The organism is Chengkuizengella sp. SCS-71B, assembly GCF_040100845.1.
GTDB lineage: Bacteria > Bacillota > Bacilli > Paenibacillales > KCTC-33759 > Chengkuizengella.
This window is the reverse complement of record NZ_JAZHSH010000001.1, coordinates 542,233-567,362: the sequence shown is the minus strand read 5'-3', so window position 1 is coordinate 567,362 and position 25,130 is coordinate 542,233. Positions and strand designations below refer to the sequence as shown.

Genomic DNA, 25,130 nt, shown 5'->3' with positions numbered 1-25,130 from the left:
ATTACCTCCATAGTTGTTTTAATAGATTATGTACGAAAAATATTATATACTTTCTACTAATCTATATCAAGTATTATTTTTAAGTCTAAAAATAACCTGGAAGATTCAACCTTCAAAAAGAAATCTCTTTTTAATAGCTAATCTATTATCTATATTAGATTTTATTTTTTAATCTTTTTTCTTAGTTTTTTTAGTTTATTTCTGGATGTTTATATTTTGTTCTTGGTATTTACTAACAATAAGAGTTGATAAGTACCTTTTTTTTATTCTGGGTTTATAATGCCTTCTTAAAGAAATATCACTAATCTCTTCATTTAAAGCTTTTTCACCCATTTTTATGCTATCTTCAAATAAACATAAGTTGTACGAATGAACAAATAATTTATAATACATTAAACCTCGTTCTTCACTTGTAAGGAAATCCTCATATTCTATAGTACCTTTACCAGATCCATATGTTGTTCGTAGTTTAGTGAAATCATCTCGTTCTACTAGATAAGCTTGCAACAAAGATTTCGCAACATAGGGCATGATGCCATGAGCACGAGAATGGCGAACAATCAATTTATAGAGAATTAGTTTAGTAGAAGGTTCCTCAATATTTGCCGTACTATTATAAAGATTCTTCACCAAATCTAAGCTTTCCTCTGTAGGAGAGTTAAGGATTTTCTTTGCTAATTTAGTAATCATATTACTATTAATGTTATTATTGCTCCGTATTAACTCATGTAAAATCGTGAATAAAATATCTGATCTTTCTTCAACCTCTATGTAAGGTTCCATCATCTCTTCATAAGGTATTTTTAATATAGAGCCTATCTTTAAAATATTATCAAGATTTGGACGTTTAATTCTCCCTGATTCAATTCTACATATATTTCCCTTATCTACATCAGTTAGTTGATCTAATTTTTCAAATGTCATCCCTCTTTTATTCCGGTAATCTTTAATGAGACTACCCAAGGATGACGACGTTCTGGATAAAACCATTTTATTCATCCTTTGCTGTTCTATATTTCCCTTCATATTCATTTTTTTAAATTTAGTTATGAGGCTAATATTTACTTATAGTCCATGGTCACTTTTAACAAACTCACCTCTCAATCTGTAGAAAAATTAGCATATAGTGCGTTAACCAAAACATTGAGGGAATATGTTTTAGTGAATACGCTAATCTTTGTTGTTCCTACTCAATAACCATTTTTATAATTAGTACATATTTCTAAAACCCTTGTAAAATAAGGGTAACATTTGAATATTCTTCTTACAACCCCTTATTTTTCTACCAACTTCTAACATTCTCTAAGTAACTTTATCCTAATGTTTTTATTTTGTATTTGAAGTGATTTTTTGTTATTTGTTATAATTAACCTACTACTTATCAAAATGGAATTTAATCAGAGGAGGTTAGATTTATATGGCTTCTGTACAAAAACGTGGTAAAGATTCTTTCTTACTAGTAGTTGAAGCGATGCTGATGGTAAGAGAATAAAAAAAACTAAAACGATTAAAGCAAAAAACAAAACTGAAGCAAAATTAAAATTAGCTGAATTTCAAATTGAAGTAGAAGCAGGAGAATATATTTCACCTGAAAAAATGCGGTTTTCTGATTTCGTAAAAGAATGGGAAATGAAATATGCAAAAAAGGAATTAGCACCTTCTACATTAAGAACTTATAAATTCAACTTAACAAATCATATTCTTCCTGTGTTTGGTCACTTGCAGTTCGATAAAATCAAACCCATTCATTTAGTTACTTTTTTTGATGACCTAAGCAAACCAGGATCAAGAAAAGATGGGAGAGAGGAACCTCTATCTTCTGGAGCGATTGATGCAATTCATCGTGCTATGCGTAATGTATTTAAGCGAGCAAAAGAATGGCAAATCATTAAGAAAAACATAATGGTTGATATAAAAAAACCAAAGATTGAAAAAACAAAAATGAAATTTTATGATGCTGAGGAAGCTGCTAGCGTAATAAAAGCACTTTATCAAGAACCTTTAATGTGGAGGTTGCTCATATTTACAGGTATGTTTGGAGGGCTAAGAAGAGGGGAAATTTTAGGTTTAGAATGGAATGATGTTGATTTTGAGGAGCGTACTCTAAGCATTAATAAAAATATCCCTCTTACATTAAACGGAGAGCCTGTAATCGAAGAACCTAAAACAAAGAGCTCAAAAGATATTGTTAAAATGCCTTTATGGTACATGGATGAATTAAAAAAATATAAGATAGAATGGGATAATCAAAAGGAGTCAGCAGAAGATCTGTGGGTAGAAAAAAATTATGAATTCATCTTTCATGGCGGACAAGGTAAACCAATATACTATACATACCCTTCTGAGTGGTGGACAAGGTTCCTTAATAAAAATAGACTTAAAAAAATCCGATTTCATGATTTACGTCATAGTTGTGCATCACTTCTGATTGAAGAAAACGTACCTCTTAAAAAAATACAAGAGCATTTAAGACATTCAATGTATCAAACTACAGCAGATATTTACACCCACATTACTAAAAAAAGCAAAGAAGATACAGCAGATACATTTAACAAATTTAGCCCTGAAATAAATGAGGTCAAATAAATCCGTCAACAATTCGTCAACAAATTAAATTTTTAACCCACTATCCTTAATCTCAAAATGATACATTATTTAAATTAAAACATACAAAAAACCCTTATATACCAAGGGTTACAAAGACATAATATGTATGGTGCGGTCGAGAGGACTCGAACCTCCACGGGCGTAAGCCCACTACCCCCTCAAGGTAGCGTGTCTGCCATTCCACCACGACCGCATGTAAAAAAGCAATTAAGAAAAAAAATAACGGTGATCTTACGGTAGTATATTCTCATTTAAAGATAAAAAAACCTATAATGAAGAATATTCTCCGACGAACCTTCCGCTCTGTTACTTTGAAATATCATGTTGTGAGTTTGTTCAGTTACCTGATGTTGTTTTTGTTGGTGACCCGTACGGGATACTCTTCATTTCATTACGAGACTATGATGGATCTCTTACGAAGATTATGCTCCGACGAACCCTGGGATTCTTCATCCCTTGATGTTAGATTATTATGGTGACCCGTACGGGATGCTCTTCATTTCATTACGAGACTATGATGTGATCTCTTACGAAGATTATGCTCCGACGAACCCTGGGATTCTTCATCCCTTGATGTTAGATTATTATGGTGACCCGTACGGGATTCGAACCCGTGTTACCGCCGTGAAAGGGCGGTGTCTTAACCGCTTGACCAACGGGCCATGTTTTTGACGACAAGGATTATTATAACGGATTAATTTTAGATTGTCTACTGTTATTTTCTTCTTTTTTAAAGAAATATTTTCTCGACAGTATCTATTGATACTTCTTGTCACATTAGGACCATAAAAAGCGTACTGTAATATTAGTAACAATTCTATACGACACTGCCCGTCGCACAAAAAAAACCACCAAAATCAGTGGTTTGACTAATATGTATAAGTGGCGGAGAGAGTGGGATTCGAACCCACGCACGCATTACACGACTACTCCCTTAGCAGAGGAGCCCCTTATAGCCACTTGGGTATCTCTCCTTGGCTCCCCGAACAGGACTCGAACCTGTGACAACTCGGTTAACAGCCGAGTGCTCTACCAACTGAGCTATCAGGGAAGGACAATAAATAATTTATCATGAATCAGGGATATAGTCAAGTGGAATTAACTTCAATTTCCCTTTACATTTTCCACAAACATATTTTGAGACGTCCATTTTCCTCTTCCTTAAGTATGTAGCTTCACATTTAAAACACTTTAATTGATATCGATATGCATTTTGATTGGGTTTATCATTTAATGGACGACAATACCTACTGCCGCCTACTCTTTTTAATAATTGTTTAAAATCTGCATCACGATGTTTGTATCCTTTATTCAATAAATGTAAATGATAATGACAAAGCTCATGTTTAATAATTTTCTCTGTTTCATCTTTACCAAATTGATCATAATGCTTCCAGCTAATGTCTATATTATGTGACTTGGTGAAATACCTACCACCAGTAGCACGTAATCTATGGTTAAATTTTACCTGATGTAAAAATGGTCTACCAAAAAACTGAAGTGATATTTGTTCTACCCACAATTGCAGTTGTTCATCGTTCAACACATACCCTCCATCAATAAAATATAGGCACAATACCTGTTAATATTAGAATATTAAATAACTATACTTGAATTTTAACTTATACCTAAGTTAAACTGTCAAGTATAGAGTTTCGTGAGAGGGGAATTGACTGATGTCTCAATATAAATACGTGATCTTACAATTAAATGAAAAAATTGATTTTGTTGAAATGCCATCTACTCATGCATATCAGTTAAGCGCACTAAATGTTAGACTACATAAAGAACTCAACAAATTAACTGCTAACAATGCACCTACACTCCCAGTGGTTATTGCAGAATGTGACAATTTGGACTTAATTACTGAAAAAAATCAAATTATTGATGGTTTAGTGTATATGACTCAATTAGAGAAAGAATTTTCGAATACCAATGAAACTTCATATCCTTTAATTTCTCTACTTACAGAGATTAGAGCTCTTTTAGCACAATTAGAACAATGGTACGAAGAAGAAGTCGATGCATAAATCTTGATAAGGACATGCACAATCTATATCTGATTCCATAAAGTAATTCTAAAGTAAACTCTCTTCAAAACAGAGAATTTTTACTAAGGAATAAACTTACTTCGGAGGTGTATTGTGATATGCCAAATTGGATTTACAATCAACTGATTAATGCCTACCGTAACAAGGATAAACGCAAAATACAACTACTGAATGAGTGTTGGTTTTTTTACAATAAATTAGAAAAGAAAGTAGATTGAAATACAAGTAATTATACTTGAATAATTATTATAAAATAATAAGGATCATTACACTGATTGCAAAATCAAAAACTAAAAAGCCGTTCATTAAAGTAATTTAATGAATGGCTTCATGCATTCATTTTTGTAAACATAGGGCAAATTAGGGTATTATTCCTTAATCTATGAGATTACGGGTTTTTCATTGTTAAACTAACTCTTCCCTTTTTCTCATCCACCTTCAACACCCATACTGTTACAATATCACCAACAGATACAACATCTAGAGGATGTTTAACAAATTTATCACTAAGCTCTGAAATATGTACAAGCCCATCATTTTTGATTCCAATATCTACAAATGCTCCAAAATCAATGACATTCCTTACTGTTCCTTTTAATTCCATACCTGATTTAATGTCCTCTAATTTTAATACATCCGTCCTTAAAATAGGTTTCGGGAGATCCTCACGTGGATCTCTACCAGGTTTTTGTAAACTTTCGAAAATATCTTTCATCGTAGGTATACCTACATTCAGTTTAGTAGCAAGCTCTTCTGGGTTATGTGCTTGTAAAATGTTCTTAAATTGAGAAGAATTTATTTGATTTAACTCTAATTCCAATTCTTTAAAAAGAAGATCAACTATTTTATAAGACTCAGGATGAATAGGTGTATAATCTAGTGGATTCAGTCCATCTCTAATTCTCATAAATCCCACACATTGTTCATACGACTTAGCACCCAAACGCGGTACTTTTTTTAATTCAACTCTCTTTGTAAACTTCCCATTTTCTTCTCGATACTTTACAATATTCCGTGCTATCGTCTGATTAACTCCTGATACATAAGATAAAAGAGAAGGTGATGCTGTATTTAAGTCTACACCAACGTGATTTACAGCGGACTCAACAATAACTTTAAGACTTTCTTCTAATCTTTTTTGTGATACATCATGTTGATATTGGCCTACTCCTATGGATTTGGGATCAATTTTAACAAGTTCTGCTAGAGGATCCTGCAACCTTCTTCCAATGGATACAGCACTGCGTTCTGCTACATCAAGATCTGGAAATTCTTCCTGTGCTAATTTAGAAGCTGAATAGACACTAGCACCTGCCTCATTAACAATAATATATTGCAGTTGTTTATATTGCAGCTCCTGAATTAAATCTGCAACAAATTGTTCTGATTCCCTTGAAGCTGTTCCATTCCCAATCGCAATAAGTTGAATTCCATACTTGTTGATAAATTCTTTAAATATTGCTTTAGCTTCAGTAATTTTATTTTCTGGTGGTGTTGGGTATGTCACGGCGATATCTAACATCTTACCTGTTTCATCAATAACCGCTAGCTTGCATCCTGTTCGATAAGCTGGGTCAACAGCTAATACAACTTTCCCTTTAATTGGTGGCTGGAGTAATAAACTACCTAGATTTTCACCAAAAATCTCAATAGCTTTCTCCTCAGCTTTTCCTGTTAATTCATTTCGGACCTCTCGTTCAATAGAAGGCGCAATGAGACGTTTATATGCATCCTCAATAGTTTGATGTAGGATATTGGATACACCTGAATTCCTAATGATAACTTTTTTATTGATGTATTCATAAATTCGTTCAGTAGGTACTTCCAAACGAACTTTTAATAAATTTTCACGTTCCCCCCGATTGATTGCTAAAATACGATGAGGTGGCATTTTACGAATCGGTTCTTGATATGCATAATACATTTCATATACAGACTCAATCTGATCGTCCTTGGCTTCAACATCCATTAAACTATGATCAAATGTAAATTTACGGGTCCATGTACGGATTTTTGCATCATCTGATATACTTTCTGCTATAATATCCATTGCACCATGTATAGCATCTTCAGCTTTTTCTACTCCTTTTTCAAGATCCACATATTTCACTACTTCTCTTTCTATCTGACCGTCTGGATGCTGCTGCATAATCCAAATTGAGAGTGGTTCCAATCCACGATCTTTTGCTACCGTTGCTCTTGTTTTTCTTTTTTGCTTATAAGGACGATAAAGATCTTCAACTTCCTGTAGTTTTTCAGCTATTATAATGTCTTGTTTCAATGTATCTGTAAGTTTTCCCTGCTCATCAATAAGACGGATCACTTCTGTCTTTCGATCTTCTAAATTACGCAAGTAAATGAGTCGCTCTTGAATTTCTCTCAAAGCAATTTCATTAAGTTCTCCGGTTTGTTCTTTACGATACCTCGCTATAAATGGAATCGTATTTCCTTCGTCTAGTAAACTTACTGTTGTTTTAACTTGACGATAAGAGATTTGAAGTTCTTTAGTTATTTGATTTAGAATTCTTTTTAGTATTTGATCCTCTGATTCATGAATAGATTGCTCATCTTTTTCTGCAAATTGTGTTGTGTTTACTGCTTCAGGCAAAATAATCATCCCCTGTTATAAATTTTAAATGTATCTGCTGTACTATTTATGTATAGAACTGCAAAAAACGAGGGTTTAAGCCCCCGCTTGTTTGAAGTTATGCTTTTAAAATTCAATCAAACCTACGCTAATTTGTAAAGCTTCATCCACTTTACGCATTGTTTCCTCGTCCAAATGGGTAATCTTATCCGTAAGTCGTTGTTTATCAATTGTACGAATTTGTTCTAATAAAATAACGGAATCACGATCAAACCCATGTGTTTTTGCATCAATTTCAACATGTGTTGGTAGTTTTGCCTTTTGAATTTGTGCGGTAATAGCTGCCACTACAATAGTAGGGCTAAAACGATTACCTATATCATTTTGTATCACAATTACAGGTCTGACTCCGCCTTGTTCAGACCCTACTACGGGTGATAAATCCGCATAAAACACATCCCCGCGTTTCACTATCAAGAGCTACACCCCGCTCACTAAACGGTCAGTTGTATTGTCCGCTTCTTCCTCCGCTTGAAAAGCCTCTGATGCCATATTCAGATTAATTTTGGCCATTTCCATATACCCGCGCTGCATCATCTCACGGATTTGCCTTTTTTTACGTTCCATGAGGTATACCTTCATTGCTTGTCGAATAAATTCGCTGCGATTGGATCGTTCCTGTTCTACGATTCCGTCAACCTCTTGCAATAAATGATCAGGTAAACTTATCATAATTCTTTTAGTGTTCGTGTTATGTGCGTTAGACACCAATCTCACACCTCCAAAACATTTCCAAACCAATAATACCATTATGGCGTATATCAAGCAATTTTATACAAGAGATAATATATGCATCTGATATATCAAGTATGCAACCATAATGGAAAAAGCGTACATATTAAGGTCATTATAACCCTACTTAAAATATAATTCGATGTAAAAATCAAAATTCCTTCATAATTCTTCAAATTATGCATAGTAATTATTGGTTATAAACGTAATCCGTTATGCACCATGACTATCCTTCCATTTTGAACATATACATTTGGAACGCGATGAGAAATCATACATACAATTTCATAATTTATGGTATCCAGCTTTTCAGCCAGTTCCTCTACAAGAATCTGTTCATCCCCTTGTTTTCCAAATAATACAACCTCTTCACCAGATTTAACATCATCTAGTCCCGTTATATTCATCATACATTGATCCATACAAATTGTCCCTACAACAGGTACCCTTTTCCCTCTGATCAAAGCATCTACTTTCCCACTTAGCATTCGAGAATAACCATCAGCATACCCTATAGGTAAGGTGGCGATCTGTTCCTCCTCCTTTGTAAAATACTTGGTTCCATAACTTATACCTGACTCAGGAGGCAAAACTTTTGAGTATATAATTTTAGTTTTCAAGCTCATTACAGGTTTAAGATCAATTTTATGATGATTTATTTCTGTTGATGGATATAACCCGTACATACTAATTCCAAGTCTCACCATATTATATGAATACTCAGGCAAATCAATTGCAATAGCACTATTACCTGTATGGATTTTTAAAAAATTGATATTTTTTTGTTTAAAATAATCTACAATTTCTTTAAAATGTTGATATTGTTTTAAAGTGTAAGTTTTATCCTCTTCGTCTGCATTCGCAAAATGAGTATAAACACCTTCAACTTCAACACCATCAAGCTGTAATACTTTCTCAATAAAAGGGATGGCATTTTCATAACGTACACCTAACCGCCCCATACCTGTATCTATTTTAATATGAACTTTATATGGCTTAGAGTCTCTTTTTATTTTGCTTAGAGCATCAATGGTTTCATCCTGAAAAACAGTCAAAGTGATATCATGTTGAATAGCTAGTTCAACAGCTTCAGGAGGAATGTACCCTAGAATAAGGATTGGTGCAGTAATTCCCGAATTACGAAGTTCCAAAGCTTCATCCAAAAACGCAACAGCGATATATTGGGCTCCACTTAAGATCGCTTGTTTAGCTACTTCTACTGCACCGTGTCCATATGCGTTTGCTTTAACTACAGCCATAATTTCCATATGATTAGGAAGAATCTCTTGAAATCTTGTTAGGTTATAATGTAAAGCATCCAAAGAAATTTCAGCCCAAGTTGGGCGATAATATGAATCCATCGTATGTTCACCTTCTTCACACAATAAGGAACAAAGAAATTAAAATATATTGTGATTATGCCTATCCCTTTAATGTTAATCGCTTATGATGAGGCTGTCAATGAACAAACTACAAACAAGTTTTGGAATTTATTTTCCTATCTGTCCTTCTAAAGATTGTGCTACTTTTATCATTTCTTCCTTAGGTAAATCATCTGTTGTTAATTTGAATTCCACACCATCATAACTCCAGCTTAATGTCTTCTGTACTTCACCTGTTAAAACAGCAAAAGTATACCCTAAATCAATAATTTCACCTTGAGGAAGGTTCACATCTTTTGCTTCTGGCTTTTCCTCAATAATCGTGTAATTATATACTCCAGCATAACGAACTAAAATAGCTATATGATCATCTTGCGGCACTTCTCTTAAATCACTAAACTCGACTCCTTCAGGTGTATAACTTGGTGTGTATACTCCAAACGATAAATTTGTTGGAGTAGACTCAACTTCACTATCTTTCTCTTCTTGATCTGCTAAAAATGTAGGAAGTGATTTCATTTGCCACATGGATAAATTTCGCTGCATATCAAAAGCATCGTCCTCAAATTGTTTATCAAACTCAAATTCATTAAATTTCACTAAAACAAGCACAGATGCATTATCATCAGCAATTTCTACTTGCTGTGGTTCATAACCGTCTTTGCTTAACCAGATTTTTTGACGACTCAAAGAACGATTTTGATAATTTGCATTTACATCAAATACAAACGATTTCTGTTCATCATCCTTTGTAAATTGTCTTTCATCATCTGTTATAATGCTATTTACTAAAGTTTCATATAAATATACCTGACCTTGCTGCCCTGGCCAATCACTTTGGAACCGAAAACTCTTCTGTAAGTGAGGGGTGAGTACAAAAACCCCCTCGTCATTACGTAGTACAATTTGAGTGACATCTCTTTCATTATTCGTAATGGAGATACGATAATAATGAGGCGACTTATAACTTACCTCTAAATTGTACTCTTGTGCTTCGTTACCTGTGTTCAGTGTCATTGTACCCGTTCCATGATAACTCTCCAAATCTTTTAATTTCTTTTCTAAATCACCAACTACGTCATCTGCATCTCTTGATCCACAGGCTGACAGAATAAGTGACACGCATATCACAACAATAAAAACCCATGTGATTTTACGCATACGCATGTACATCCCCTCCACATAAAGTTTAATTTACTGATACATGTCTATGTGGAAACTTGGACAATTATGCAGACTAGCTTAATATGCAATTTAGAAATTTATATTAAACTTTTTCATAAAGATAAATATTTTTACAAAGAATATAAACAACCTGATTTAATTAGAATTTATATGCCTTAATTAAAGGAGAGAACTTTTTGGAAAAAAAATCAAATATCACTAATTTACTAACACCTAAAAACTCAGTATTAGTTTTAATTGATCATCAACCTCAAATGTTCTTAGGGGTAGAAAGCCACCATGGTCAGTCTATTCTGAATAATGTGGTAGGACTAGCAAAATCAGCGAAAGTTTTCAAAGTTCCAACCATACTTACAACAGTAGGTGCAAAAGGTTTCACAGGCTCTTTACATCCAGATATCCAAGCTGTCTTTCCAGAACAAGAGCCGATTGATAGAACTTCCTTAAACGCTTGGGAAGACAAAAGAATTGTTAAAGCAGTAAAATCAATTGGATCTAAGAAGATTATTTTAGCTGGATTATGGACAGAAATTTGTTTAGCCTATCCTGCTCTTTCTGCTTTAGAAGAAGGATATGATGTCCATATTATAACAGATGCATCTGGAGGTGTAAGTAAGGAAGCACATGATATGGCAATTCAACGAATGATTCAAGCAGGTGCGAAACCATTAACATGGGAAGTTGTACTATTCGAATGGCAACGAGATTGGGCTAGACTAGAAACTGTTGATGCAGCAAAAGAAATTTCTAGGCAGCACAGTGGCGTTTTTGGAGTGGGACTTCTTTATACTGATCATAAATAGACTTTATTTTAAGCAAAAAAAAAAGACACTATTTTAGCGTCTACTTTGTTTAAAAAATGCTTTTATGTTAAGCACACAAATGAAATATTTTATATTTTTTTAAATAAATTCATTTGTTGAACAGGAACATCAATTGCAGTAACGAAACACGTTGAAATTATAAAAAATAACGTCGTTCCATTAATATCTCCTTCAGCTAACACAAGTCCTTCTCCTACTTTTAATATAACTACATCGAGGCCTACAATGTTTACAGTTTGATTAATTTTAGAATTTAATAAATTAGTCATAGGATCTTCAATACATGCACATTCTCCAATATTTTTCTGTATTTTTTTTAATTGAACTTGAGGATCAAACTCCATTGATATAGCTATAATAGAATGAATGGCAAAATCTCCGTTATCAGTAAATAAAATAAAATTTTCTACACGTTCTACAATTACAGGAACTAAAATAATCTCACTTCCAAATAATACAGATACGTTTATATTTTCACCAATTAACTGCTTCAACACACATTGCATCGGGCAAACGCAGCAATCACATAGAGATTTATCGAAATGTCCCATAAAATTCAACTCCTTTTTATTTAAATTAGTGTATTATATGAATTTAATTGTCATTATGAATGGACGTTTGTCCCCTAGCGTTGAATTTCCGCTAATCAACTATCTTTTAGATTATGGATGATCTAAACTCATACGATACTGTAATCTATACTATGAATACTGTGGCTTTTAGGCTTCGGGAGCCAATATACATACCAATATTTTCTGTTCCTGTAAAAGAAAGACCATTGAGTATAAGTTCATACTTATTGATACCAGTATCTGGTTCGTCATCAACTAAAGGAAAGTTTGAAAAGTTTGTATATCTTCCTGTAGATCCAGCAGGTACATAATCCATCTCATCATTGATAGTTGCAACGACAATACCATTACGCTGGAGCTGAAATACTAATCCAAAACTTGTAGCTAACCCCATATCCTCGATAGCAGCTTGAGATAAAAAATCAAGTGATACCTTTGTTTTCTGTGATTGTCTGACACACACATCAATGGATACTATAGTAAGAGGTGTAATTACAGACATACCACTTTGAACTAATATAATTGATCCTTCTCCTCCATATGGATCTAATACTGAAACCGAATCACAAACAACAAAAGGTTTTTGTTTTAACCCCATAATATTAACTCCCAACACATTAGATTATCCTTATATCTTATGAACCATTGAATGAAGTTGCTTGGACTGGTATCTATAAATATACGTACAAAAAAAGATTATGTGCGCCCTTCTTAACTTAGATTCATAGATCGGCTAGGACATAATTTGACCGTCCTCTTGATGTTCGATAATCATTTTCTATATTCCTAGAAAAGGCATTCACATTGGATACAATCCCCAAGGAGAGAGCATCCTCTGGAATAACCTCTACTTGCAGCGATTAATATGATAACTAAGAGTATAAATAACACTAATACAATAACTGCCCCCATAAAAACCCTCCTTTCAATAGTTGTAATATATACTATGAAAGGAAAATCTATTTTGTATGGACGGGTGTCCTAATGCAAGTACACATTTTTCATAGATTAAAACCCCACTACATAGATAGTGAGGTTTACACCGTAGAGAGATATATATGAGCGCATACCCTCCTATGATTAGGAGGTGATATATTCTATGTTCAACCCTTTCATTTGGTATAGACAAGTGACTTGATTATTTGAAAATGTGCTATTATACCAATGTCTACTATAATAAAAAAAGAACCACCTTATAAAATCAACGTTTATGGACTTTTTCAATACATAATTTTACCTAAAGGTTCTCTTTTATTCATCTCATTCTAAATTCTCTTGCCTGTGCCCTTCCTCTTGACGTTTTGACAAACCTCTTTAATAAAGTTTTAACGCATCCTCAATGACATCATCTTCAGAAATATGATCCAACCACGAAAAATGCTTTTAAACTTTTCAAAAGCCTCAATAACACTGTATTAATAATATGGATATACATTTTAAAATCAATCGTTACTATAAACATTTTCATAATCCACTCATATTCAACTCTAGTTTAATTTGTTTTAATTGGGGGCAAATTTAGTTACTGTTCCCGTCTTAAACGCATTCTGACCAAAAGTTCTGAACAACTTAACTGTAACTTCTGATTTACTTAACATAGAATCTGATAATTGTTGAGATATAATATTGACTTCTACCTCTGCAAGTTCTGATTTCGTCTTTCTGTCTCTTTCATATTGATAATCATTTATACGTTCTTTTTGTTCAGGAAGCATCTATCTGCTTGATTCCCATAGCATATTAGATCCAGGTGTTAATTTATTTTCTTTCATTTGTTTCATCCCTAACGGAACATTCGTTCTTATTATATAAGGGGTATAAGAGAAAAGGCAAGAGCATATTTAAAGTACAGTACATTCGTCCACTCATCATAATTCCAATTTGAATACACTAATAAAAAATGAAAAGGTCGTGATTTTATGGGCGTTTTTGATGAGGATATATGCGATTGCTGTGTTTGCCCGATGCAGTGTGTTTTGAAGGAGTTAGTTGGTGTGTTTGTCGGTATTGATACTCCTATCGGCAGTACTATTGACACTACTATTACTGATGTTGAAAATTTTATTGTGTCAACTTCTGATGCTGGAGATATTCCAGTATGTCAAATTACTCATGTAGAAAGCGAAAATTTTACAAATACGATAATTGCGAGAGTATTGTCAGCTTTAAAACCTATAAGAAAAAGTAAAGGAGAGTGTGCTTGTTGTGAAGACCCTATGACAAATTTGCTTAAATTTGAAATTGGGAATAATTTTAACATCGAATTTATTAGTCCTGAGGGCCCATTCCCAGACAGAATCTTAGGTGTTGGAGAAGGGATTGTCGTAGGAATTGATGGAGTAACCTTTTTAGATATCTATTCTACATGTGCAATAACAAAGATTATTCCGATAACTACAGAACAAATTAATGATCCAGATAGACCTTCTAGAAGAACCATTTCCCTATCAGCTACCTAAGCCAAGGGCGATTACTCCTATTTCTGCATTGTATTTCTTGATAACAGCACAATTTAATATTTCCAAAACAAACGCCCAATCAAAACACTTATAAAAACATATGATGGATTAAGAATGAAAAGCACTAGAACTAATGCAGCTCCTATAGTTAAATTCTACGTAGAGAACCTCACTATTTATAGTGGGGTTTTCATTAAGATTCTCAATAGATTGATGAGCCATTTCTATCTGCCATTTTTTTAACTTCAAAATCAATTCCTCCCTCGGTAAACAATCATAATATTCCTTAACTACATCTTGTAATAGTTGATCATAAGATCTACCCATTTTTGATAGAGCGTTTTGCGGATCTGTTTTACGCTGTGGATCAAGGATATGATGACCTATGATCGTTTTAGCAGGATCTAGTCCAAACTTAAAACAGATATAAGCGATTACCCATACATACCTTTTATAAGCTTCTTCATTATTAATACTGCCTCGTTTATACGAATAACAAAGCTCAACACCTGCTGCTATATCATTCGCATCATCACCAAATATCTGATTATCCAAAGGTTTTTGATATAGAACATGCCAAGCTTTTTCTGGTATATCAGTCAATAAAGGAATGCACTCATAAATACCTGTGTCGTCTACAAAGATATGAGCTGAAGCGTACATGACATTGTTTGAATTCTCGTAGTATTTAATATTTTGTAAAGCTGTGGAACCATCATTCCCTGTGTCGTGAGCAACAATAAACCCCACTTTTGGCATCTTGATTCCTGATCGTCTTTTTGTGCCTTTAGTAAGGTATTTCTTCGTGATGGGATATTTCATTTTGAAGGTCATACTTTCACTTCCTTCCTGACATTTTCTCTTTCAATTCACGTAATTCATCAATAATCATGTCGTACTTTTCACTAAACTTTTCTAATGTACTAATCAACTGACCTTCCCTTTCCTTATGTGACTCAATTAGTTTATCCTCTCTTTCTTTGCTATTTCTCATTACATAGATAAACAACCAAACAAAAAGGACCGCAAAGGGTCCCTGAGTTAAAAAATATTGAATGATATTTAATTCCAATCTGTACACCCTCGAACCCTGCTTTAAATAGGCAGGGATTTGACTGTATAACTTTATCTATTCATATCCTATTTATAGGTTGATAAGTTACTTAGATTGTAATACTAAATGGTTTACAATTAATTTTAGATGTACGGTACAAATATTTTGATTTTACACTTACCTCAAGGCAATCAAAATGGCTTTTGTCACACGCTACAACATAAATCAATGAGTTCACCTGAAGCATATCTCGAACGCCCACTTGCAGCAACTATAATGATAACTAAAAGAATAAATAAAACCACCATAAAGGTCCCTCCTTTCTATATATGATGTACTATAGACTTATGAAAGGAAAACCTATTTTGTATGGACGTGTGTCCTAGTGCAAGTACACATTTTTCATAGATGTAAACCCCACTATATAAACAGTGAGGTTTACACCGTAGAGAGATTCTAATGAGCGCACACCCTCCTATTACTAGGAGGTAATATATTCTATGTTCATACACTTCATTTGGTATAGACAAGTGACTTGCTTGTTTGAAAATGTGTTCTAACCCAAGTCCATACATAAAAATAGAACCAACACTGTGTGTGGTTCTAAACTTTATCCTTTTTCAAATCAAAAGATGTGGTAAGTCGGGCTCATTAATAACTCTAATATTATCTGGACACTGAAGTCCAAGTGCTCGTGGGCAAGTATAACGATCATAACTAGTAGCCAAAATGATAACTAAGAGTATAAATAATACCAGAATAATAGCTGCTCCAGTAGCAGAACTATGTCCACTCATGTTAATCTCTCCTCTCTAAATGATGTAATATATACTATGAAAGGAAAATCTAAACTGCTTGGGATAATGTTCTGATACAAGCGCACATTTTTCATAGATTAAAATCCCAAAAGTGACTTGCTCATTTTGAAAATGTGCTATTTTACCATCTCAAACTAAAAAGGACCGCAAAGGGTCCCTGAGTTAAAAAATATTGAATGATATTTAATTCCAATCTGTACACCCTCCTTAACATGAAAGAACCTTGCTTTAAATAGGCAGGGATTTGACTGTATAACTTTATCTATTCATATCCTATTTATAGGTTGATAAAATACTTGGATTGTAATACTGATAAGGACTATTCAATATTTATATTTGCCCTATAGGAAAATCTGGATTACGATATACAAATTCCGTTACCATAGGTGCTGTAGTATATCCAGAACGCCCATTTGCTGCAATTAAAATAATAACTAAAAGAATGAACAGTACTAATACAATTGCAGCTCCACTACCAGAACGTCTTCCATAATCACTCATGTTAATCCCTCCTCTCTAAATGATGTAATATATACTATGTACAGAAATCTAAACTGCTTGGGTTAATGCTCTGATACAAGTACACATTTTTCATAGTTTAAAACCCCACTATATAAATAGTGAGGTTTCCGTAAACTTAAAAGTGGATAGACAATATATTATATGTTTAAATGCTTCATTTGGTATAGACAAATGACTTGCTTGTTTGAAAATGTGCTATTATATCAGTGTCTACTATAATTAAAAAAGAACCAATATATTGAATTGGTCCTTATCATTATCCTTTGATCAAATTAAACTGAGCTTGTGTTATCCATCCTTTATCCACTGCATTTTGTAATCCTGTCTCATTTAATCGTCCAGCATCATATAATCTTTTTAGTGTTTGAAACATCTTTAAACACCTCCTGCTAATGAATCTAAAAGGATCATCTCCACTGTTTCCTTCAGGTTCTCTAATTCTTCACCTGTCGTTAATGGAACATCTACATATTCATACCATAATTCAGAAGTTAGAGGATTTACATATAATACGCCTCTTTTCCCCTGTTCCTTGATCGGTTCGGGAATGGATTCTACCTCTATCCCTTCTGCTCGTTTACTAGCAGGAAGTAAATGAGGTTGGTGATGAATCACTCCTACTTTCCCTCTTTCTGTGGTTTCTCTCTCATAGAATACTAACATATTAAAACCTCTCCTTTTATATTGTTATGGTCACACTTTGTACGATTTTGACTAATCGATCATTTGTTGATGTATAACGCATTGCACAATAAACTTCCCCACTTTTACCGATACTTAAATCTCTACTTGTATAGCTCAGCGTATACGTCCAGACTAAAACACCATCACTCGTAAATTTAGCTAATGTTTTGTAACTTAACACAAATACATTCCCATATCGATGGATAAAGGTGGTTCAATAAATGAGAAGTTTTTTGAAAAAGAAGAGTTAGAAGAATTTTTAACTACCTCCAAAAATAAAGGTTTAGAGGGGGATTTGTTAGCTTTCACATTGTTAGCCTATACTGGTCTGCGAATCGGGGAAATGGTAGCTTTAAAATGGTCTGACATTGACTTTAAGGAGCAAACACTTAGGGTTATTAGAACATACTACAATCCTACAAATAACAAGTTAAAATATACATTGCTTACACCAAAAACAGAGGGATCAATCAGAACCATTACAATAGATAACATTTTAATTGACTTACTCAAACTTTACAAACAAGAACAAGATATAATCAAAAAGGAAAACAAACTTTTTTACAAAGATAATGATTTTATTTTTGTAACAAATGAAGGCTATCCTAAAACAATTAAGCATTTATCAATAAGAATGCAGCGACTACTTAATAAAACATCTATACAAAACAGGTCACACCTCATTCATTTAGACATACTCACACGTCCTTATTAATAGAAGCTAACGTACACATAAAAGAGATACAAGAACGATTAGGACATTCAGATATTAACACTACCATGGACATATACGCACATATGACAAAGAACATTAAAAAAGAGGCTTCCAATAAGTTCAGTAACTTAATGAAAGACCTCTCTATAAATCTTATTACCTAAAACATGAACAAAAATATGAACATGATCGTGTATGGGAACTCAAAAACATTGATGTATTAAGGTTTTTTCACCATTATTACATCATACCGCCCATTTAATAGTAAGAAAAATATATAAAAATAAACATTAAAAACCTTATAAAATCAACGTTTATGGATTTTTTCAATACATAATTTTTAGCAGTTCCAAATCTTATCGGACACCAAACGGACACCTAGAGGACATCATTATTAGAACTTCTCTTTTATTCATCCATTCTAAATTCCCTTGCCTGCGCTCTTCCTCTTGATGTTCTATAGTCATTTATGTAAGTTGGTTTAGCATTCTGTTTTTTGACTCTAGCCTGTTCATCATCTATATGGAGAGAGCCACGCAAGTATAATTTGAGTGCATCCTCTATAACATCATCCTCTTTGATATGATCCACTTCATCTACTTTAGCATTATGTAATGCAACATATGTTGTTAAAACCTTTTCTATCCGTTGATCCATCGTGACCGTAAAATATACATTGTCGTCTTTCCAAACCACCAATCAAGTAACCCCATGTTAAAAGCTCCTCCCCCTGTAATGTGCTGTTTGAGTATAAGTGAAATAACCTTTTCGGTTATCTCTTGAATATTTATTTTCGATATAATTTAAAAAACCATGTGAACCTAAAGCGTAATCAATCGCCTCTGTGTAAAGTAAATTAAAACTCATTGGATGCTTAAAGCAAATGATTTCAGCTTCGGCATGAAGTTCTTGCTTTAAACGTAGCTGAAACCTGTGTTTACGATCTAGCCTTCTTCTTCCCTCCATTAGGGCATCACCTCAATTTTTTTCATATGAAAAGTTCGATGTCATGACATCATAGCATCTAGTTTATTTGCGGTAGGGGAGGGGAGTCCTTCTTCTAGTAACTGAATGGATAACTCCCCTTTCCTTCCCTTCCATTCGATTAAAAAGTATTTCTCGTATATAAGATGATTTATTACTACTCTGATTATTAAGCCATTCCAACATTTTCATGTGATGTTGATTCTTTTTAGCTGTTGCTTGTCCATTATGCTTACTTTTTCAAAAAATAATGTTTAGAAATTTAAAGAAGTGTTAATAATGTTTGATAGGGAGTGATTTAAATGTTTGGGTTAGAAAAACCAAGAACGCCATTAGGTAAATGGATTGACCGTAGAGGAATAAAACAAGAGTGGTTAATAAACAAAACTAAATTAGGAAGAAATACTATTACATGGGCATGTGGTAATGGTGATTACATGCCAAGCGGAAAATCAATGCAAAAAATAATTAAAACTCTAAAAGAAGTAGATCCTTCCGTTAGAGCAGATCAATTTTGGGATTTATGAAAGGGGGAATGAAATAATGAAATGTTTATACTGTAAAAAGAACCTTTATAAGAAACAAGACTTTTGCAATAATAAATGTAAAAAACTAAAAATAAAAAGAAACATGGAGCAATTATTATCTTTAAGCTGTTAGATTGCAATAATTTGTAAAATATTAGGCGTTTGATATAATAGAACTGTTTAAAACTAATTTTTTTATGGGCATGGTTTCATTTAAGGTGAAACCTAAGAAAAACCACCGACTTTTTTAAGGTCAGTGGTTTTTAAGTTCTGGGATGAATCAGATGGTATTTTCAATATTAATTAACAAAAAAGTTGACATAGAACAATCCTGATATTATAAATGAAAACAATATAGCTCCCCAAAAAGTATTATTAGACGTGTCTTCCCCTCTATGTATTTTCTTTACTATGGAAACACAATTGGTAAAAAATACAATTGCAACTAAGGGTAAAAAATAAAAGTAAATACCTATAAAGATTTTGTCCATATTAACCCTCCCTGATAAAAAATTATACCTTACTTTTACCTAAAAGGTGAATCATAATCCCTAGTATATATAATCTTTATATTTTGTGTATCTCCATCTGGACATTCTATATACCCACCTCTAACAAGTCCGTTTAATACTGAACGGACTGTTTTGTCGTCTTTACCTGTTTTGATTTCTAGTTCAGGAATGGTTGGCATTCTACGTTTTGAATGAGAAAAGTTATACAAAATTCGTAATACCTTTCGTTCAAGGTCGGTAAGCATCACGAAACACCCACGATATCATCAAACTTAATCCACTCATATTACTTCTTTTGAACCCATACAATATCTAATCAAATAAATTTATAAGGAGTAGAGATTATGGGACATTTTAATGAGAGCATTTGTGATTGCTGTGTCTGTCCGATGCAGTGTGTTTTAGAGCAATTGGTGGGTATTGATAATTTAGCTATTGTAACTCCGACATTTGAAGACGATGGAGTTATTATTAACCAAGTAAAAGATTTTATAGCATTCACAAATCGAGGTAATTTTCCAATTTGTCAAATTAATGCAGTTGCAACCTTTGATCCAAACATCCCAGTAAATATAAAACCGATAAGGAAAAACAAGGGAGAATGCGCTTGTTGTGAAGACCCTATTACAAATTTAGCTAAGTCAATGATTGGTGAAATTGTTGAAATTGAATTTATTTCTGTTGGTAATTTTCCTATTGATGAAATTATAAATGTTGGTGAAGGTATTGTTGTAGGAAAAAATATTACTGTCCCAAATGAAACTGACTTTCTTTCTTCATGTGCAATAACAAGGATTACTCCACTTACCCAACAACAAATTAATAATTCTTCTAAAGCTGCTAATTCACATTGGATTAAAAAAGCAACCCCACCAGCTACACTATGAGCCAGTGGGGATCTATTCATTTCCGTACCATATTCTTTGCACCACTCCACAACCCACTAGCTGCTAACCCCATCACAATACCAACTAAAATGGCTTGTTTTGGATCACCAGGAGCCACATAAAAAATACCAGTTGCTACCCCTAATACTAGAGAAAAAACTGGTAATAATTTAGCTCCTAACCCTAATTGTTTTGCGAGATGCACGAGTGCCACAATAATAGGTACGACTGCAAAATCATAAACTTGAAATTCATATTTTATATTCCACCTTCCAATGTTTTATTTGATAATCGATCTAACATAACAAAGAAAAGCCAAGGTATGTCCTGTAAAACCTCGTCAGGCTTGTCCTCTACTTTCTTTTTCCATTCATCAACATCATGAAGTAATTCTTTCTCATTTAAATTCTCAATAGATTGATGAGCCATTTCTATCTGCCATTTTTTTAGCTTCAAAATCAATTCCTCCCCCGGTAAACAATCATAATATTCTTTCAATACATCTTGTAATAACTGGTCATATGATTTACCCATTTTTGATAGAGCATTTTGTGGATCTGTTTTACGTTGTGGATCAAGGATATCATGTCCAATAATTGAATTTACAGGATCTAGTCCAAACTTAAAACAGATATAAGCGATTACCCATACATACCTTTTATAAGCTTCTTCATTATTAATACTGCCTCGTTTATACGAATAACAAAGCTCAACACCTGCTGCTATATCATTCGCATCATCACCAAATATCTGATTATCCAAAGGTTTTTGATATAGAACATGCCAAGCTTTTTCTGGTATATCAGTCAATAAAGGAATGCACTCATAAATACCTGTGTCGTCTACAAAGATATGAGCAGATGCGTACATGACATTGTTTGAATTCTCGTAGTATTTAATATTTTGTAAAGCTGTGGAACCATCATTCCCTGTGTCGTGAGCAACAATAAACCCCACTTTTGGCATCTTGATTCCTGATCGTCTTTTTGTGCCTTTAGTAAGGTATTTCTTCGTGATGGGATATTTCATTTTGAAGGTCATGCTTTCACTTCCTTCCTGACATTTTTTCTTTCAATTCACGTAATTCATCAATAATCATGTCGTACTTTTCACTAAACTTTTCTAATGTACTAATCAACTGACCTTCCCTTTCCTTATGTGACTCAATTAGTTTATCCTCTCTTTCTTTGCTATTTCTCATCACATAAATAAGTAACCAAACAAAAAGGACCGCAAAGGGTCCCTGAGTTAAAAAATATTGAATGATATTTAATTCCAATCTATCCACCCTCCTTAACATTAAAAACCCTGCTTTAAATTGGCAGGGCTTTGAAGTTACTATATAACTTTATCTATTCTCATTCTATTCATAGGCTGATAAAATACATGTAATTACTAATAGGGGTTATCAAATATTTATATTTTATGAAATTAATACATAAGGCAAGTACTTCAAAACGGTTCAACTATTGCAATACATTCTTCTTGTGTAAATGCCTCAGGGGACATTAACCTACAATAAGGCACAACGCCTTTCTATCAATCCTAAATCGGGTTCACCTTCTGGTCCACTAAAAGGGTTTTCACTATATCCCGAACGTCCACTTGCAGCAATTAATATAATAACCAAAAGAATGAATAGTACTAGAACAATTCCTGCTCCACTACCAGAGCGTCTTCCATAAGCACTCATTAGAATCCCTCCTTTCACTAAGATGTAATATACTATGAAAGGAAAATCTAAACTGCTTGGGTTAATGCTCTGATACAAGCGCACATTTTTCATAGTTTAAAACCCCACTATATAAATAGTGAGGTTATCAACAAAAGAATATTATACGGAAAATGAGTGAAATCCCCACTGGCTCATAGTGTAGCTGGTGGGGGGATATCAAATATTTATATGAAATTAATACAAAATTAAAATACTCAAAAAATTGTCACAGTTGATAGACTATACTAGCCTATAAATGGGGTCACTCCTTGAACTGTATCTGGAGATGTAGCGAATCCGAATTTTCCTACGGAACTTCCATAACTGTGTGGGCGCCCCGCACCTAATAAAATAATAATTAAAAGAATGAAAAGGACCAATACAATTGTAGCTCCACTACTAGAGCGTCTTCCATAAGCACTCATGTAAATCCCTCCTTTCTATAATATGATGTAATATATACTATGAAAGGAAAATCTATTTTGATTGGAGGTGTATCCTAGGGTAAGTACACATTTTTCATAGATTAAAACCCCACTACAAAATAGTGAGGTTTCCGTAGAAGGATTCTATGAGTAGTAATAGTTCTGCCATATATACTATGTTCATACCCTTCATTTGGTATAGACAAGTGACTTGATTGTTTGAAAATGTGCTATTATACCATAGATCGGCTACACTTAACTGGACAGAAAAATTAAGGTCAAGTAGAATACAACTAATATTATTGAGGAGAATCTACTATGACAAAAAGAAAACGAAGAACATTTAGTCCGGAATTCAAGCAACAAATGGTGCAGCTTTATAAAAGGGGTAAACCACGTAAAGATATAATTAGAGAGTATGAATTAACACCATCAGCACTTGATAAATGGGTTGTGCAGAGTGATACATCGGGATTGTTTAAAGAAAAAGACAATTTAACCCCTGAGGAACAAGAGCTAAGAGAACTTAGAAAAGAAATCAAACAACTTCGAATGGAAAATGATATTTTAAAGCAAGCAGCGCTGATCATAGGACGAAAGTAAATGTGATTAAGAATAATCGTCACAAATACTCGATATCAGCAATGTGTAAAGTCCTAAACATCTCAAGAAGCACCTATTATTATGAAGCAAAGGAAAATTCCTCGGAAGATAATCTGGCATCTACTATGATTGATATTTTTAATGCAAGTCGTCAAAATTATGGAACTCGCAAGATGAAAATCGAGTTAGCTAAGTTAGGATATCAGGTATCTAGACGACGAATTGGTCGGATTATGAAAGAGCAGGGATTGGTTTCTACCTACACCATCGCACAATTTAAGCCACATCCAACAACGTATAATGAGTCTAAACAAATAAATGAATTGAACCGTAATTTTGATCAAGAAGAAGAATTGAATGTGGTCGTCAGTGACCTAACCTATGTAAGAGTCAATCAAAAGTGGCATTACATATGTGTATTTATTGATCTTTTCAACAGAGAAATCATCGGGTACAGTACAGGTCCTAACAAAGATGCAGCATTGGTTTATCGTGCGTTTGCATCTATTCAGAGAGATCTTCGTAAAATACAATATTTCCACACAGATCGTGGAAATGAATTTAAAAATAAGTTGATAGATGAAGTGTTAGAGACATTTGATATTAAGCGTTCTTTAAGTATGAAAGGTTGTCCTTATGATAATGCTGTAGCCGAGGCTACGTTTAAAATCATCAAAACAGAGTTTATTAGAAGACATCAATTTGCTAGCTTAGAAGAGTTATCCATAGAACTGCAAGATTACATACATTGGTTTAATTACATTCGAATTCATGGAACATTAGGATATTTAAGCCCGATTGAGTATAAACTTGAACACCTTAAAAAAGTTGTCTAGTTTTGTGTTGACAATCCACCATTTCAAACACATATAAGTTCTATTTAGCCTTAAACCCTGCTTTAAATAGGCAGTGCTTTGATTTTAAAAGTTTTAAAACATAAAATGTCTACAGTTTGAATTTGAAAAGGATTACTTCTCATAGCAAAATCCACCACAACCACTCATAATGTGAAATTTTCATCGCCAAGAACAATATTAGGTTGAACATTAATGGGGTTTGGTAAGGGGGTTGTATATCTCGATCCTCCACTTGCAGCAACTAGGATAATAACTAAGAGAATAAATAGTACTAATACAATTGCAGCTCCACTACCAGAGCGTCTTCCATAAGCACTCATTAGAATCCCTCCTTTCTATATATAATGTAATATATACTATGAAAGGAAA

34 protein-coding genes, 4 tRNA genes and 1 pseudogene are annotated in these 25,130 nt (G+C 33.5%); 9 read left to right on the top strand and 30 right to left on the bottom strand.

Annotation, left to right across the window (positions count from 1 at the left end):
- Positions 1 to 195: 195 nt before the first annotated feature.
- The gene (locus tag VQL36_RS02800) at positions 196 to 990 is read right to left on the bottom strand and encodes a helix-turn-helix transcriptional regulator (protein WP_349247851.1); all 795 of its coding nucleotides are present in this window, start codon (positions 988 to 990) and stop codon (positions 196 to 198) included.
- Between the two features lie 606 nt (positions 991 to 1,596).
- On the opposite strand from VQL36_RS02800, the gene VQL36_RS02795 reads away from it, so the two are divergent.
- A complete protein-coding gene (locus VQL36_RS02795; RefSeq protein WP_349247850.1) occupies positions 1,597 to 2,586 on the top strand; it encodes a tyrosine-type recombinase/integrase in 990 nt (329 codons plus the stop codon).
- Between the two features lie 128 nt (positions 2,587 to 2,714).
- On the opposite strand, the gene VQL36_RS02790 is transcribed toward VQL36_RS02795, so the two are convergent.
- From VQL36_RS02790 to VQL36_RS02770, 5 genes are all read right to left on the bottom strand, one after another.
- Positions 2,715 to 2,800 (bottom strand) — tRNA-Leu (locus tag VQL36_RS02790).
- A 394-nt stretch (positions 2,801 to 3,194) separates the two neighbouring features.
- Positions 3,195 to 3,269 (bottom strand) — tRNA-Glu (locus VQL36_RS02785).
- 221 nt (positions 3,270 to 3,490) lie between these two features.
- Positions 3,491 to 3,581: transfer RNA gene (locus VQL36_RS02780), tRNA-Ser, on the bottom strand.
- A gap of 1 nt (position 3,582) precedes the next feature.
- A tRNA-Asn gene (locus VQL36_RS02775) sits at positions 3,583 to 3,658 on the bottom strand.
- 18 nt (positions 3,659 to 3,676) lie between these two features.
- Positions 3,677 to 4,150, bottom strand: a complete 474-nt coding sequence (locus tag VQL36_RS02770) for a SprT family protein (protein ID WP_349247849.1) — start codon at positions 4,148 to 4,150, stop codon at positions 3,677 to 3,679.
- Between the two features lie 133 nt (positions 4,151 to 4,283).
- On the opposite strand from VQL36_RS02770, the gene VQL36_RS02765 reads away from it, so the two are divergent.
- Complete coding sequence (locus tag VQL36_RS02765) at positions 4,284 to 4,637, top strand: hydrolase/acyltransferase (protein WP_349247848.1); 354 nt, start codon at positions 4,284 to 4,286, stop codon at positions 4,635 to 4,637.
- Between the two features lie 119 nt (positions 4,638 to 4,756).
- Positions 4,757 to 4,876, top strand: a complete 120-nt coding sequence (cmpA, locus tag VQL36_RS02760) for a cortex morphogenetic protein CmpA (RefSeq protein WP_349247847.1) — start codon at positions 4,757 to 4,759, stop codon at positions 4,874 to 4,876.
- A 170-nt stretch (positions 4,877 to 5,046) separates the two neighbouring features.
- Here the strand turns inward: cmpA and VQL36_RS02755 are convergent, their stop codons facing one another.
- The 5 genes from VQL36_RS02755 to VQL36_RS02735 form a co-directional block, all read right to left on the bottom strand.
- Positions 5,047 to 7,266, bottom strand: a complete 2,220-nt coding sequence (locus VQL36_RS02755; RefSeq protein WP_413789467.1) for a Tex family protein — start codon at positions 7,264 to 7,266, stop codon at positions 5,047 to 5,049.
- Positions 7,267 to 7,371: 105 nt separating this feature from the next.
- On the bottom strand, positions 7,372 to 7,722 hold the full coding sequence (locus VQL36_RS02750; RefSeq protein WP_160648047.1) for a type II toxin-antitoxin system PemK/MazF family toxin: 351 nt from the start codon (positions 7,720 to 7,722) through the stop codon (positions 7,372 to 7,374).
- Between the two features lie 3 nt (positions 7,723 to 7,725).
- The gene (locus tag VQL36_RS02745) at positions 7,726 to 7,977 is read right to left on the bottom strand and encodes a CopG family ribbon-helix-helix protein (protein WP_160648053.1); all 252 of its coding nucleotides are present in this window, start codon (positions 7,975 to 7,977) and stop codon (positions 7,726 to 7,728) included.
- Positions 7,978 to 8,234: 257 nt separating this feature from the next.
- A complete protein-coding gene (gene alr / locus VQL36_RS02740) occupies positions 8,235 to 9,398 on the bottom strand; it encodes an alanine racemase (RefSeq protein ID WP_349247846.1) in 1,164 nt (387 codons plus the stop codon).
- 129 nt (positions 9,399 to 9,527) lie between these two features.
- Positions 9,528 to 10,586 carry an outer membrane lipoprotein-sorting protein gene (locus VQL36_RS02735; protein WP_349247845.1) on the bottom strand — a complete coding sequence of 353 codons (1,059 nt, stop codon included), beginning with the start codon at positions 10,584 to 10,586 and terminating at the stop codon, positions 9,528 to 9,530.
- Between the two features lie 194 nt (positions 10,587 to 10,780).
- Between VQL36_RS02735 and VQL36_RS02730 the strand changes: the two genes are divergently transcribed.
- The gene (locus tag VQL36_RS02730; protein WP_349247844.1) at positions 10,781 to 11,407 is read left to right on the top strand and encodes a hydrolase; all 627 of its coding nucleotides are present in this window, start codon (positions 10,781 to 10,783) and stop codon (positions 11,405 to 11,407) included.
- Positions 11,408 to 11,496: 89 nt separating this feature from the next.
- Here VQL36_RS02730 and VQL36_RS02725 read toward each other — a convergent pair whose 3' ends face one another.
- The 3 genes from VQL36_RS02725 to VQL36_RS02715 all read right to left on the bottom strand — a co-directional run bounded on the left by VQL36_RS02725 (position 11,497) and on the right by VQL36_RS02715 (position 13,715).
- On the bottom strand, positions 11,497 to 11,979 hold the full coding sequence (locus tag VQL36_RS02725) for a hypothetical protein (protein WP_349247843.1): 483 nt from the start codon (positions 11,977 to 11,979) through the stop codon (positions 11,497 to 11,499).
- A 145-nt stretch (positions 11,980 to 12,124) separates the two neighbouring features.
- The gene (locus VQL36_RS02720; RefSeq protein WP_349247842.1) at positions 12,125 to 12,598 is read right to left on the bottom strand and encodes a hypothetical protein; all 474 of its coding nucleotides are present in this window, start codon (positions 12,596 to 12,598) and stop codon (positions 12,125 to 12,127) included.
- Between the two features lie 904 nt (positions 12,599 to 13,502).
- Positions 13,503 to 13,715, bottom strand: a complete 213-nt coding sequence (locus VQL36_RS02715) for a YolD-like family protein (protein WP_349247841.1) — start codon at positions 13,713 to 13,715, stop codon at positions 13,503 to 13,505.
- Positions 13,716 to 13,919: 204 nt separating this feature from the next.
- Between VQL36_RS02715 and VQL36_RS02710 the strand changes: the two genes are divergently transcribed.
- On the top strand, positions 13,920 to 14,459 hold the full coding sequence (locus tag VQL36_RS02710) for a hypothetical protein (RefSeq protein ID WP_349247840.1): 540 nt from the start codon (positions 13,920 to 13,922) through the stop codon (positions 14,457 to 14,459).
- 108 nt (positions 14,460 to 14,567) lie between these two features.
- Here VQL36_RS02710 and VQL36_RS02705 read toward each other — a convergent pair whose 3' ends face one another.
- From VQL36_RS02705 to VQL36_RS02675, 7 genes are all read right to left on the bottom strand, one after another.
- Positions 14,568 to 15,293, bottom strand: coding sequence for a peptidoglycan recognition family protein (locus VQL36_RS02705; protein ID WP_349247839.1), 726 nt, complete (start codon positions 15,291 to 15,293; stop codon positions 14,568 to 14,570).
- A 4-nt stretch (positions 15,294 to 15,297) separates the two neighbouring features.
- On the bottom strand, positions 15,298 to 15,531 hold the full coding sequence (locus VQL36_RS02700; RefSeq protein WP_349247838.1) for a BhlA/UviB family holin-like peptide: 234 nt from the start codon (positions 15,529 to 15,531) through the stop codon (positions 15,298 to 15,300).
- A 602-nt stretch (positions 15,532 to 16,133) separates the two neighbouring features.
- Positions 16,134 to 16,310: a hypothetical protein gene (locus tag VQL36_RS02695; protein WP_349247837.1), complete on the bottom strand. Its 177-nt coding sequence runs from the start codon at positions 16,308 to 16,310 to the stop codon at positions 16,134 to 16,136.
- 351 nt (positions 16,311 to 16,661) lie between these two features.
- On the bottom strand, positions 16,662 to 16,832 hold the full coding sequence (locus tag VQL36_RS02690; protein ID WP_349247836.1) for a hypothetical protein: 171 nt from the start codon (positions 16,830 to 16,832) through the stop codon (positions 16,662 to 16,664).
- A 277-nt stretch (positions 16,833 to 17,109) separates the two neighbouring features.
- Positions 17,110 to 17,226, bottom strand: coding sequence for an XkdX family protein (locus tag VQL36_RS02685; RefSeq protein ID WP_349247835.1), 117 nt, complete (start codon positions 17,224 to 17,226; stop codon positions 17,110 to 17,112).
- 2 nt (positions 17,227 to 17,228) lie between these two features.
- Positions 17,229 to 17,516 carry a hypothetical protein gene (locus VQL36_RS02680; RefSeq protein ID WP_349247834.1) on the bottom strand — a complete coding sequence of 96 codons (288 nt, stop codon included), beginning with the start codon at positions 17,514 to 17,516 and terminating at the stop codon, positions 17,229 to 17,231.
- 16 nt (positions 17,517 to 17,532) lie between these two features.
- Positions 17,533 to 17,718 carry a hypothetical protein gene (locus VQL36_RS02675; protein WP_349247833.1) on the bottom strand — a complete coding sequence of 62 codons (186 nt, stop codon included), beginning with the start codon at positions 17,716 to 17,718 and terminating at the stop codon, positions 17,533 to 17,535.
- Positions 17,719 to 17,736: 18 nt separating this feature from the next.
- Here VQL36_RS02675 and VQL36_RS02670 point away from each other — a divergent pair.
- Positions 17,737 to 18,416: pseudogene (locus VQL36_RS02670) on the top strand (site-specific integrase).
- Between the two features lie 244 nt (positions 18,417 to 18,660).
- On the opposite strand, the gene VQL36_RS02660 reads toward VQL36_RS02670, so the two are convergent.
- Positions 18,661 to 18,951: a hypothetical protein gene (locus VQL36_RS02660; protein ID WP_349247831.1), complete on the bottom strand. Its 291-nt coding sequence runs from the start codon at positions 18,949 to 18,951 to the stop codon at positions 18,661 to 18,663.
- Positions 18,952 to 18,966: 15 nt separating this feature from the next.
- Complete coding sequence (locus VQL36_RS02655; protein WP_349247830.1) at positions 18,967 to 19,218, bottom strand: hypothetical protein; 252 nt, start codon at positions 19,216 to 19,218, stop codon at positions 18,967 to 18,969.
- Positions 19,219 to 19,538: 320 nt separating this feature from the next.
- Between VQL36_RS02655 and VQL36_RS02650 the strand changes: the two genes are divergently transcribed.
- Positions 19,539 to 19,763: an XRE family transcriptional regulator gene (locus VQL36_RS02650; RefSeq protein WP_349247829.1), complete on the top strand. Its 225-nt coding sequence runs from the start codon at positions 19,539 to 19,541 to the stop codon at positions 19,761 to 19,763.
- Positions 19,764 to 20,289: 526 nt separating this feature from the next.
- On the opposite strand, the gene VQL36_RS02645 is transcribed toward VQL36_RS02650, so the two are convergent.
- Positions 20,290 to 20,520: a hypothetical protein gene (locus VQL36_RS02645; protein ID WP_349247828.1), complete on the bottom strand. Its 231-nt coding sequence runs from the start codon at positions 20,518 to 20,520 to the stop codon at positions 20,290 to 20,292.
- 99 nt (positions 20,521 to 20,619) lie between these two features.
- On the opposite strand from VQL36_RS02645, the gene VQL36_RS02640 reads away from it, so the two are divergent.
- The gene (locus VQL36_RS02640) at positions 20,620 to 21,162 is read left to right on the top strand and encodes a hypothetical protein (protein ID WP_349247827.1); all 543 of its coding nucleotides are present in this window, start codon (positions 20,620 to 20,622) and stop codon (positions 21,160 to 21,162) included.
- Positions 21,163 to 21,178: 16 nt separating this feature from the next.
- Here the strand turns inward: VQL36_RS02640 and VQL36_RS02635 are convergent, their stop codons facing one another.
- The 5 genes from VQL36_RS02635 to VQL36_RS02615 all read right to left on the bottom strand — a co-directional run bounded on the left by VQL36_RS02635 (position 21,179) and on the right by VQL36_RS02615 (position 23,301).
- Positions 21,179 to 21,376 carry a transposase gene (locus VQL36_RS02635; RefSeq protein WP_349247826.1) on the bottom strand — a complete coding sequence of 66 codons (198 nt, stop codon included), beginning with the start codon at positions 21,374 to 21,376 and terminating at the stop codon, positions 21,179 to 21,181.
- Positions 21,377 to 21,420: 44 nt separating this feature from the next.
- The gene (locus VQL36_RS02630; protein WP_349247825.1) at positions 21,421 to 22,203 is read right to left on the bottom strand and encodes a peptidoglycan recognition family protein; all 783 of its coding nucleotides are present in this window, start codon (positions 22,201 to 22,203) and stop codon (positions 21,421 to 21,423) included.
- A 4-nt stretch (positions 22,204 to 22,207) separates the two neighbouring features.
- Entirely contained in the window at positions 22,208 to 22,441 is a 234-nt protein-coding gene (locus VQL36_RS02625; protein ID WP_349247824.1) for a BhlA/UviB family holin-like peptide, read from the bottom strand.
- A 234-nt stretch (positions 22,442 to 22,675) separates the two neighbouring features.
- The gene (locus VQL36_RS02620) at positions 22,676 to 22,855 is read right to left on the bottom strand and encodes a hypothetical protein (RefSeq protein ID WP_349247823.1); all 180 of its coding nucleotides are present in this window, start codon (positions 22,853 to 22,855) and stop codon (positions 22,676 to 22,678) included.
- Between the two features lie 266 nt (positions 22,856 to 23,121).
- Positions 23,122 to 23,301, bottom strand: a complete 180-nt coding sequence (locus VQL36_RS02615) for a hypothetical protein (RefSeq protein ID WP_349247822.1) — start codon at positions 23,299 to 23,301, stop codon at positions 23,122 to 23,124.
- A 318-nt stretch (positions 23,302 to 23,619) separates the two neighbouring features.
- Between VQL36_RS02615 and VQL36_RS02610 the strand changes: the two genes are divergently transcribed.
- A protein-coding gene (locus VQL36_RS02610; RefSeq protein ID WP_349247821.1) for an IS3 family transposase occupies positions 23,620 to 24,740 on the top strand; the annotation gives its coding sequence in 2 pieces (ribosomal slippage) (positions 23,620 to 23,869 and positions 23,869 to 24,740; 1,122 coding nt in all).
- 164 nt (positions 24,741 to 24,904) lie between these two features.
- Here VQL36_RS02610 and VQL36_RS02605 read toward each other — a convergent pair.
- Positions 24,905 to 25,081 (bottom strand): hypothetical protein, encoded by a 177-nt coding sequence (locus VQL36_RS02605; RefSeq protein ID WP_349247820.1) that lies wholly within the window; start codon positions 25,079 to 25,081, stop codon positions 24,905 to 24,907.
- Positions 25,082 to 25,130: the final 49 nt, after the last annotated feature.

Coding starts and splice junctions, on each gene's coding strand:
- VQL36_RS02800 (WP_349247851.1), bottom strand. CDS start 990: ATGGTTTTATCCAGAACGTCGTCATCCTTGGGTAGTCTCATTAAAGAT.
- VQL36_RS02795 (WP_349247850.1), top strand. CDS start 1,597: ATGCGGTTTTCTGATTTCGTAAAAGAATGGGAAATGAAATATGCAAAA.
- VQL36_RS02765 (WP_349247848.1), top strand. CDS start 4,284: ATGTCTCAATATAAATACGTGATCTTACAATTAAATGAAAAAATTGAT.
- cmpA (WP_349247847.1), top strand. CDS start 4,757: ATGCCAAATTGGATTTACAATCAACTGATTAATGCCTACCGTAACAAG.
- VQL36_RS02745 (WP_160648053.1), bottom strand. CDS start 7,977: ATGATAAGTTTACCTGATCATTTATTGCAAGAGGTTGACGGAATCGTA.
- alr (WP_349247846.1), bottom strand. CDS start 9,398: ATGGATTCATATTATCGCCCAACTTGGGCTGAAATTTCTTTGGATGCT.
- VQL36_RS02735 (WP_349247845.1), bottom strand. CDS start 10,586: ATGCGTATGCGTAAAATCACATGGGTTTTTATTGTTGTGATATGCGTG.
- VQL36_RS02725 (WP_349247843.1), bottom strand. CDS start 11,979: ATGGGACATTTCGATAAATCTCTATGTGATTGCTGCGTTTGCCCGATG.
- VQL36_RS02720 (WP_349247842.1), bottom strand. CDS start 12,598: ATGGGGTTAAAACAAAAACCTTTTGTTGTTTGTGATTCGGTTTCAGTA.
- VQL36_RS02715 (WP_349247841.1), bottom strand. CDS start 13,715: ATGCTTCCTGAACAAAAAGAACGTATAAATGATTATCAATATGAAAGA.
- VQL36_RS02710 (WP_349247840.1), top strand. CDS start 13,920: ATGGGCGTTTTTGATGAGGATATATGCGATTGCTGTGTTTGCCCGATG.
- VQL36_RS02705 (WP_349247839.1), bottom strand. CDS start 15,293: ATGACCTTCAAAATGAAATATCCCATCACGAAGAAATACCTTACTAAA.
- VQL36_RS02695 (WP_349247837.1), bottom strand. CDS start 16,310: ATGAGTGGACATAGTTCTGCTACTGGAGCAGCTATTATTCTGGTATTA.
- VQL36_RS02690 (WP_349247836.1), bottom strand. CDS start 16,832: ATGAGTGATTATGGAAGACGTTCTGGTAGTGGAGCTGCAATTGTATTA.
- VQL36_RS02685 (WP_349247835.1), bottom strand. CDS start 17,226: ATGTTTCAAACACTAAAAAGATTATATGATGCTGGACGATTAAATGAG.
- VQL36_RS02680 (WP_349247834.1), bottom strand. CDS start 17,516: ATGTTAGTATTCTATGAGAGAGAAACCACAGAAAGAGGGAAAGTAGGA.
- VQL36_RS02655 (WP_349247830.1), bottom strand. CDS start 19,218: ATGGAGGGAAGAAGAAGGCTAGATCGTAAACACAGGTTTCAGCTACGT.
- VQL36_RS02650 (WP_349247829.1), top strand. CDS start 19,539: ATGTTTGGGTTAGAAAAACCAAGAACGCCATTAGGTAAATGGATTGAC.
- VQL36_RS02645 (WP_349247828.1), bottom strand. CDS start 20,520: ATGCTTACCGACCTTGAACGAAAGGTATTACGAATTTTGTATAACTTT.
- VQL36_RS02640 (WP_349247827.1), top strand. CDS start 20,620: ATGGGACATTTTAATGAGAGCATTTGTGATTGCTGTGTCTGTCCGATG.
- VQL36_RS02630 (WP_349247825.1), bottom strand. CDS start 22,203: ATGACCTTCAAAATGAAATATCCCATCACGAAGAAATACCTTACTAAA.
- VQL36_RS02620 (WP_349247823.1), bottom strand. CDS start 22,855: ATGAGTGCTTATGGAAGACGCTCTGGTAGTGGAGCAGGAATTGTTCTA.
- VQL36_RS02615 (WP_349247822.1), bottom strand. CDS start 23,301: ATGAGTGCTTATGGAAGACGCTCTAGTAGTGGAGCTACAATTGTATTG.
- VQL36_RS02605 (WP_349247820.1), bottom strand. CDS start 25,081: ATGAGTGCTTATGGAAGACGCTCTGGTAGTGGAGCTGCAATTGTATTA.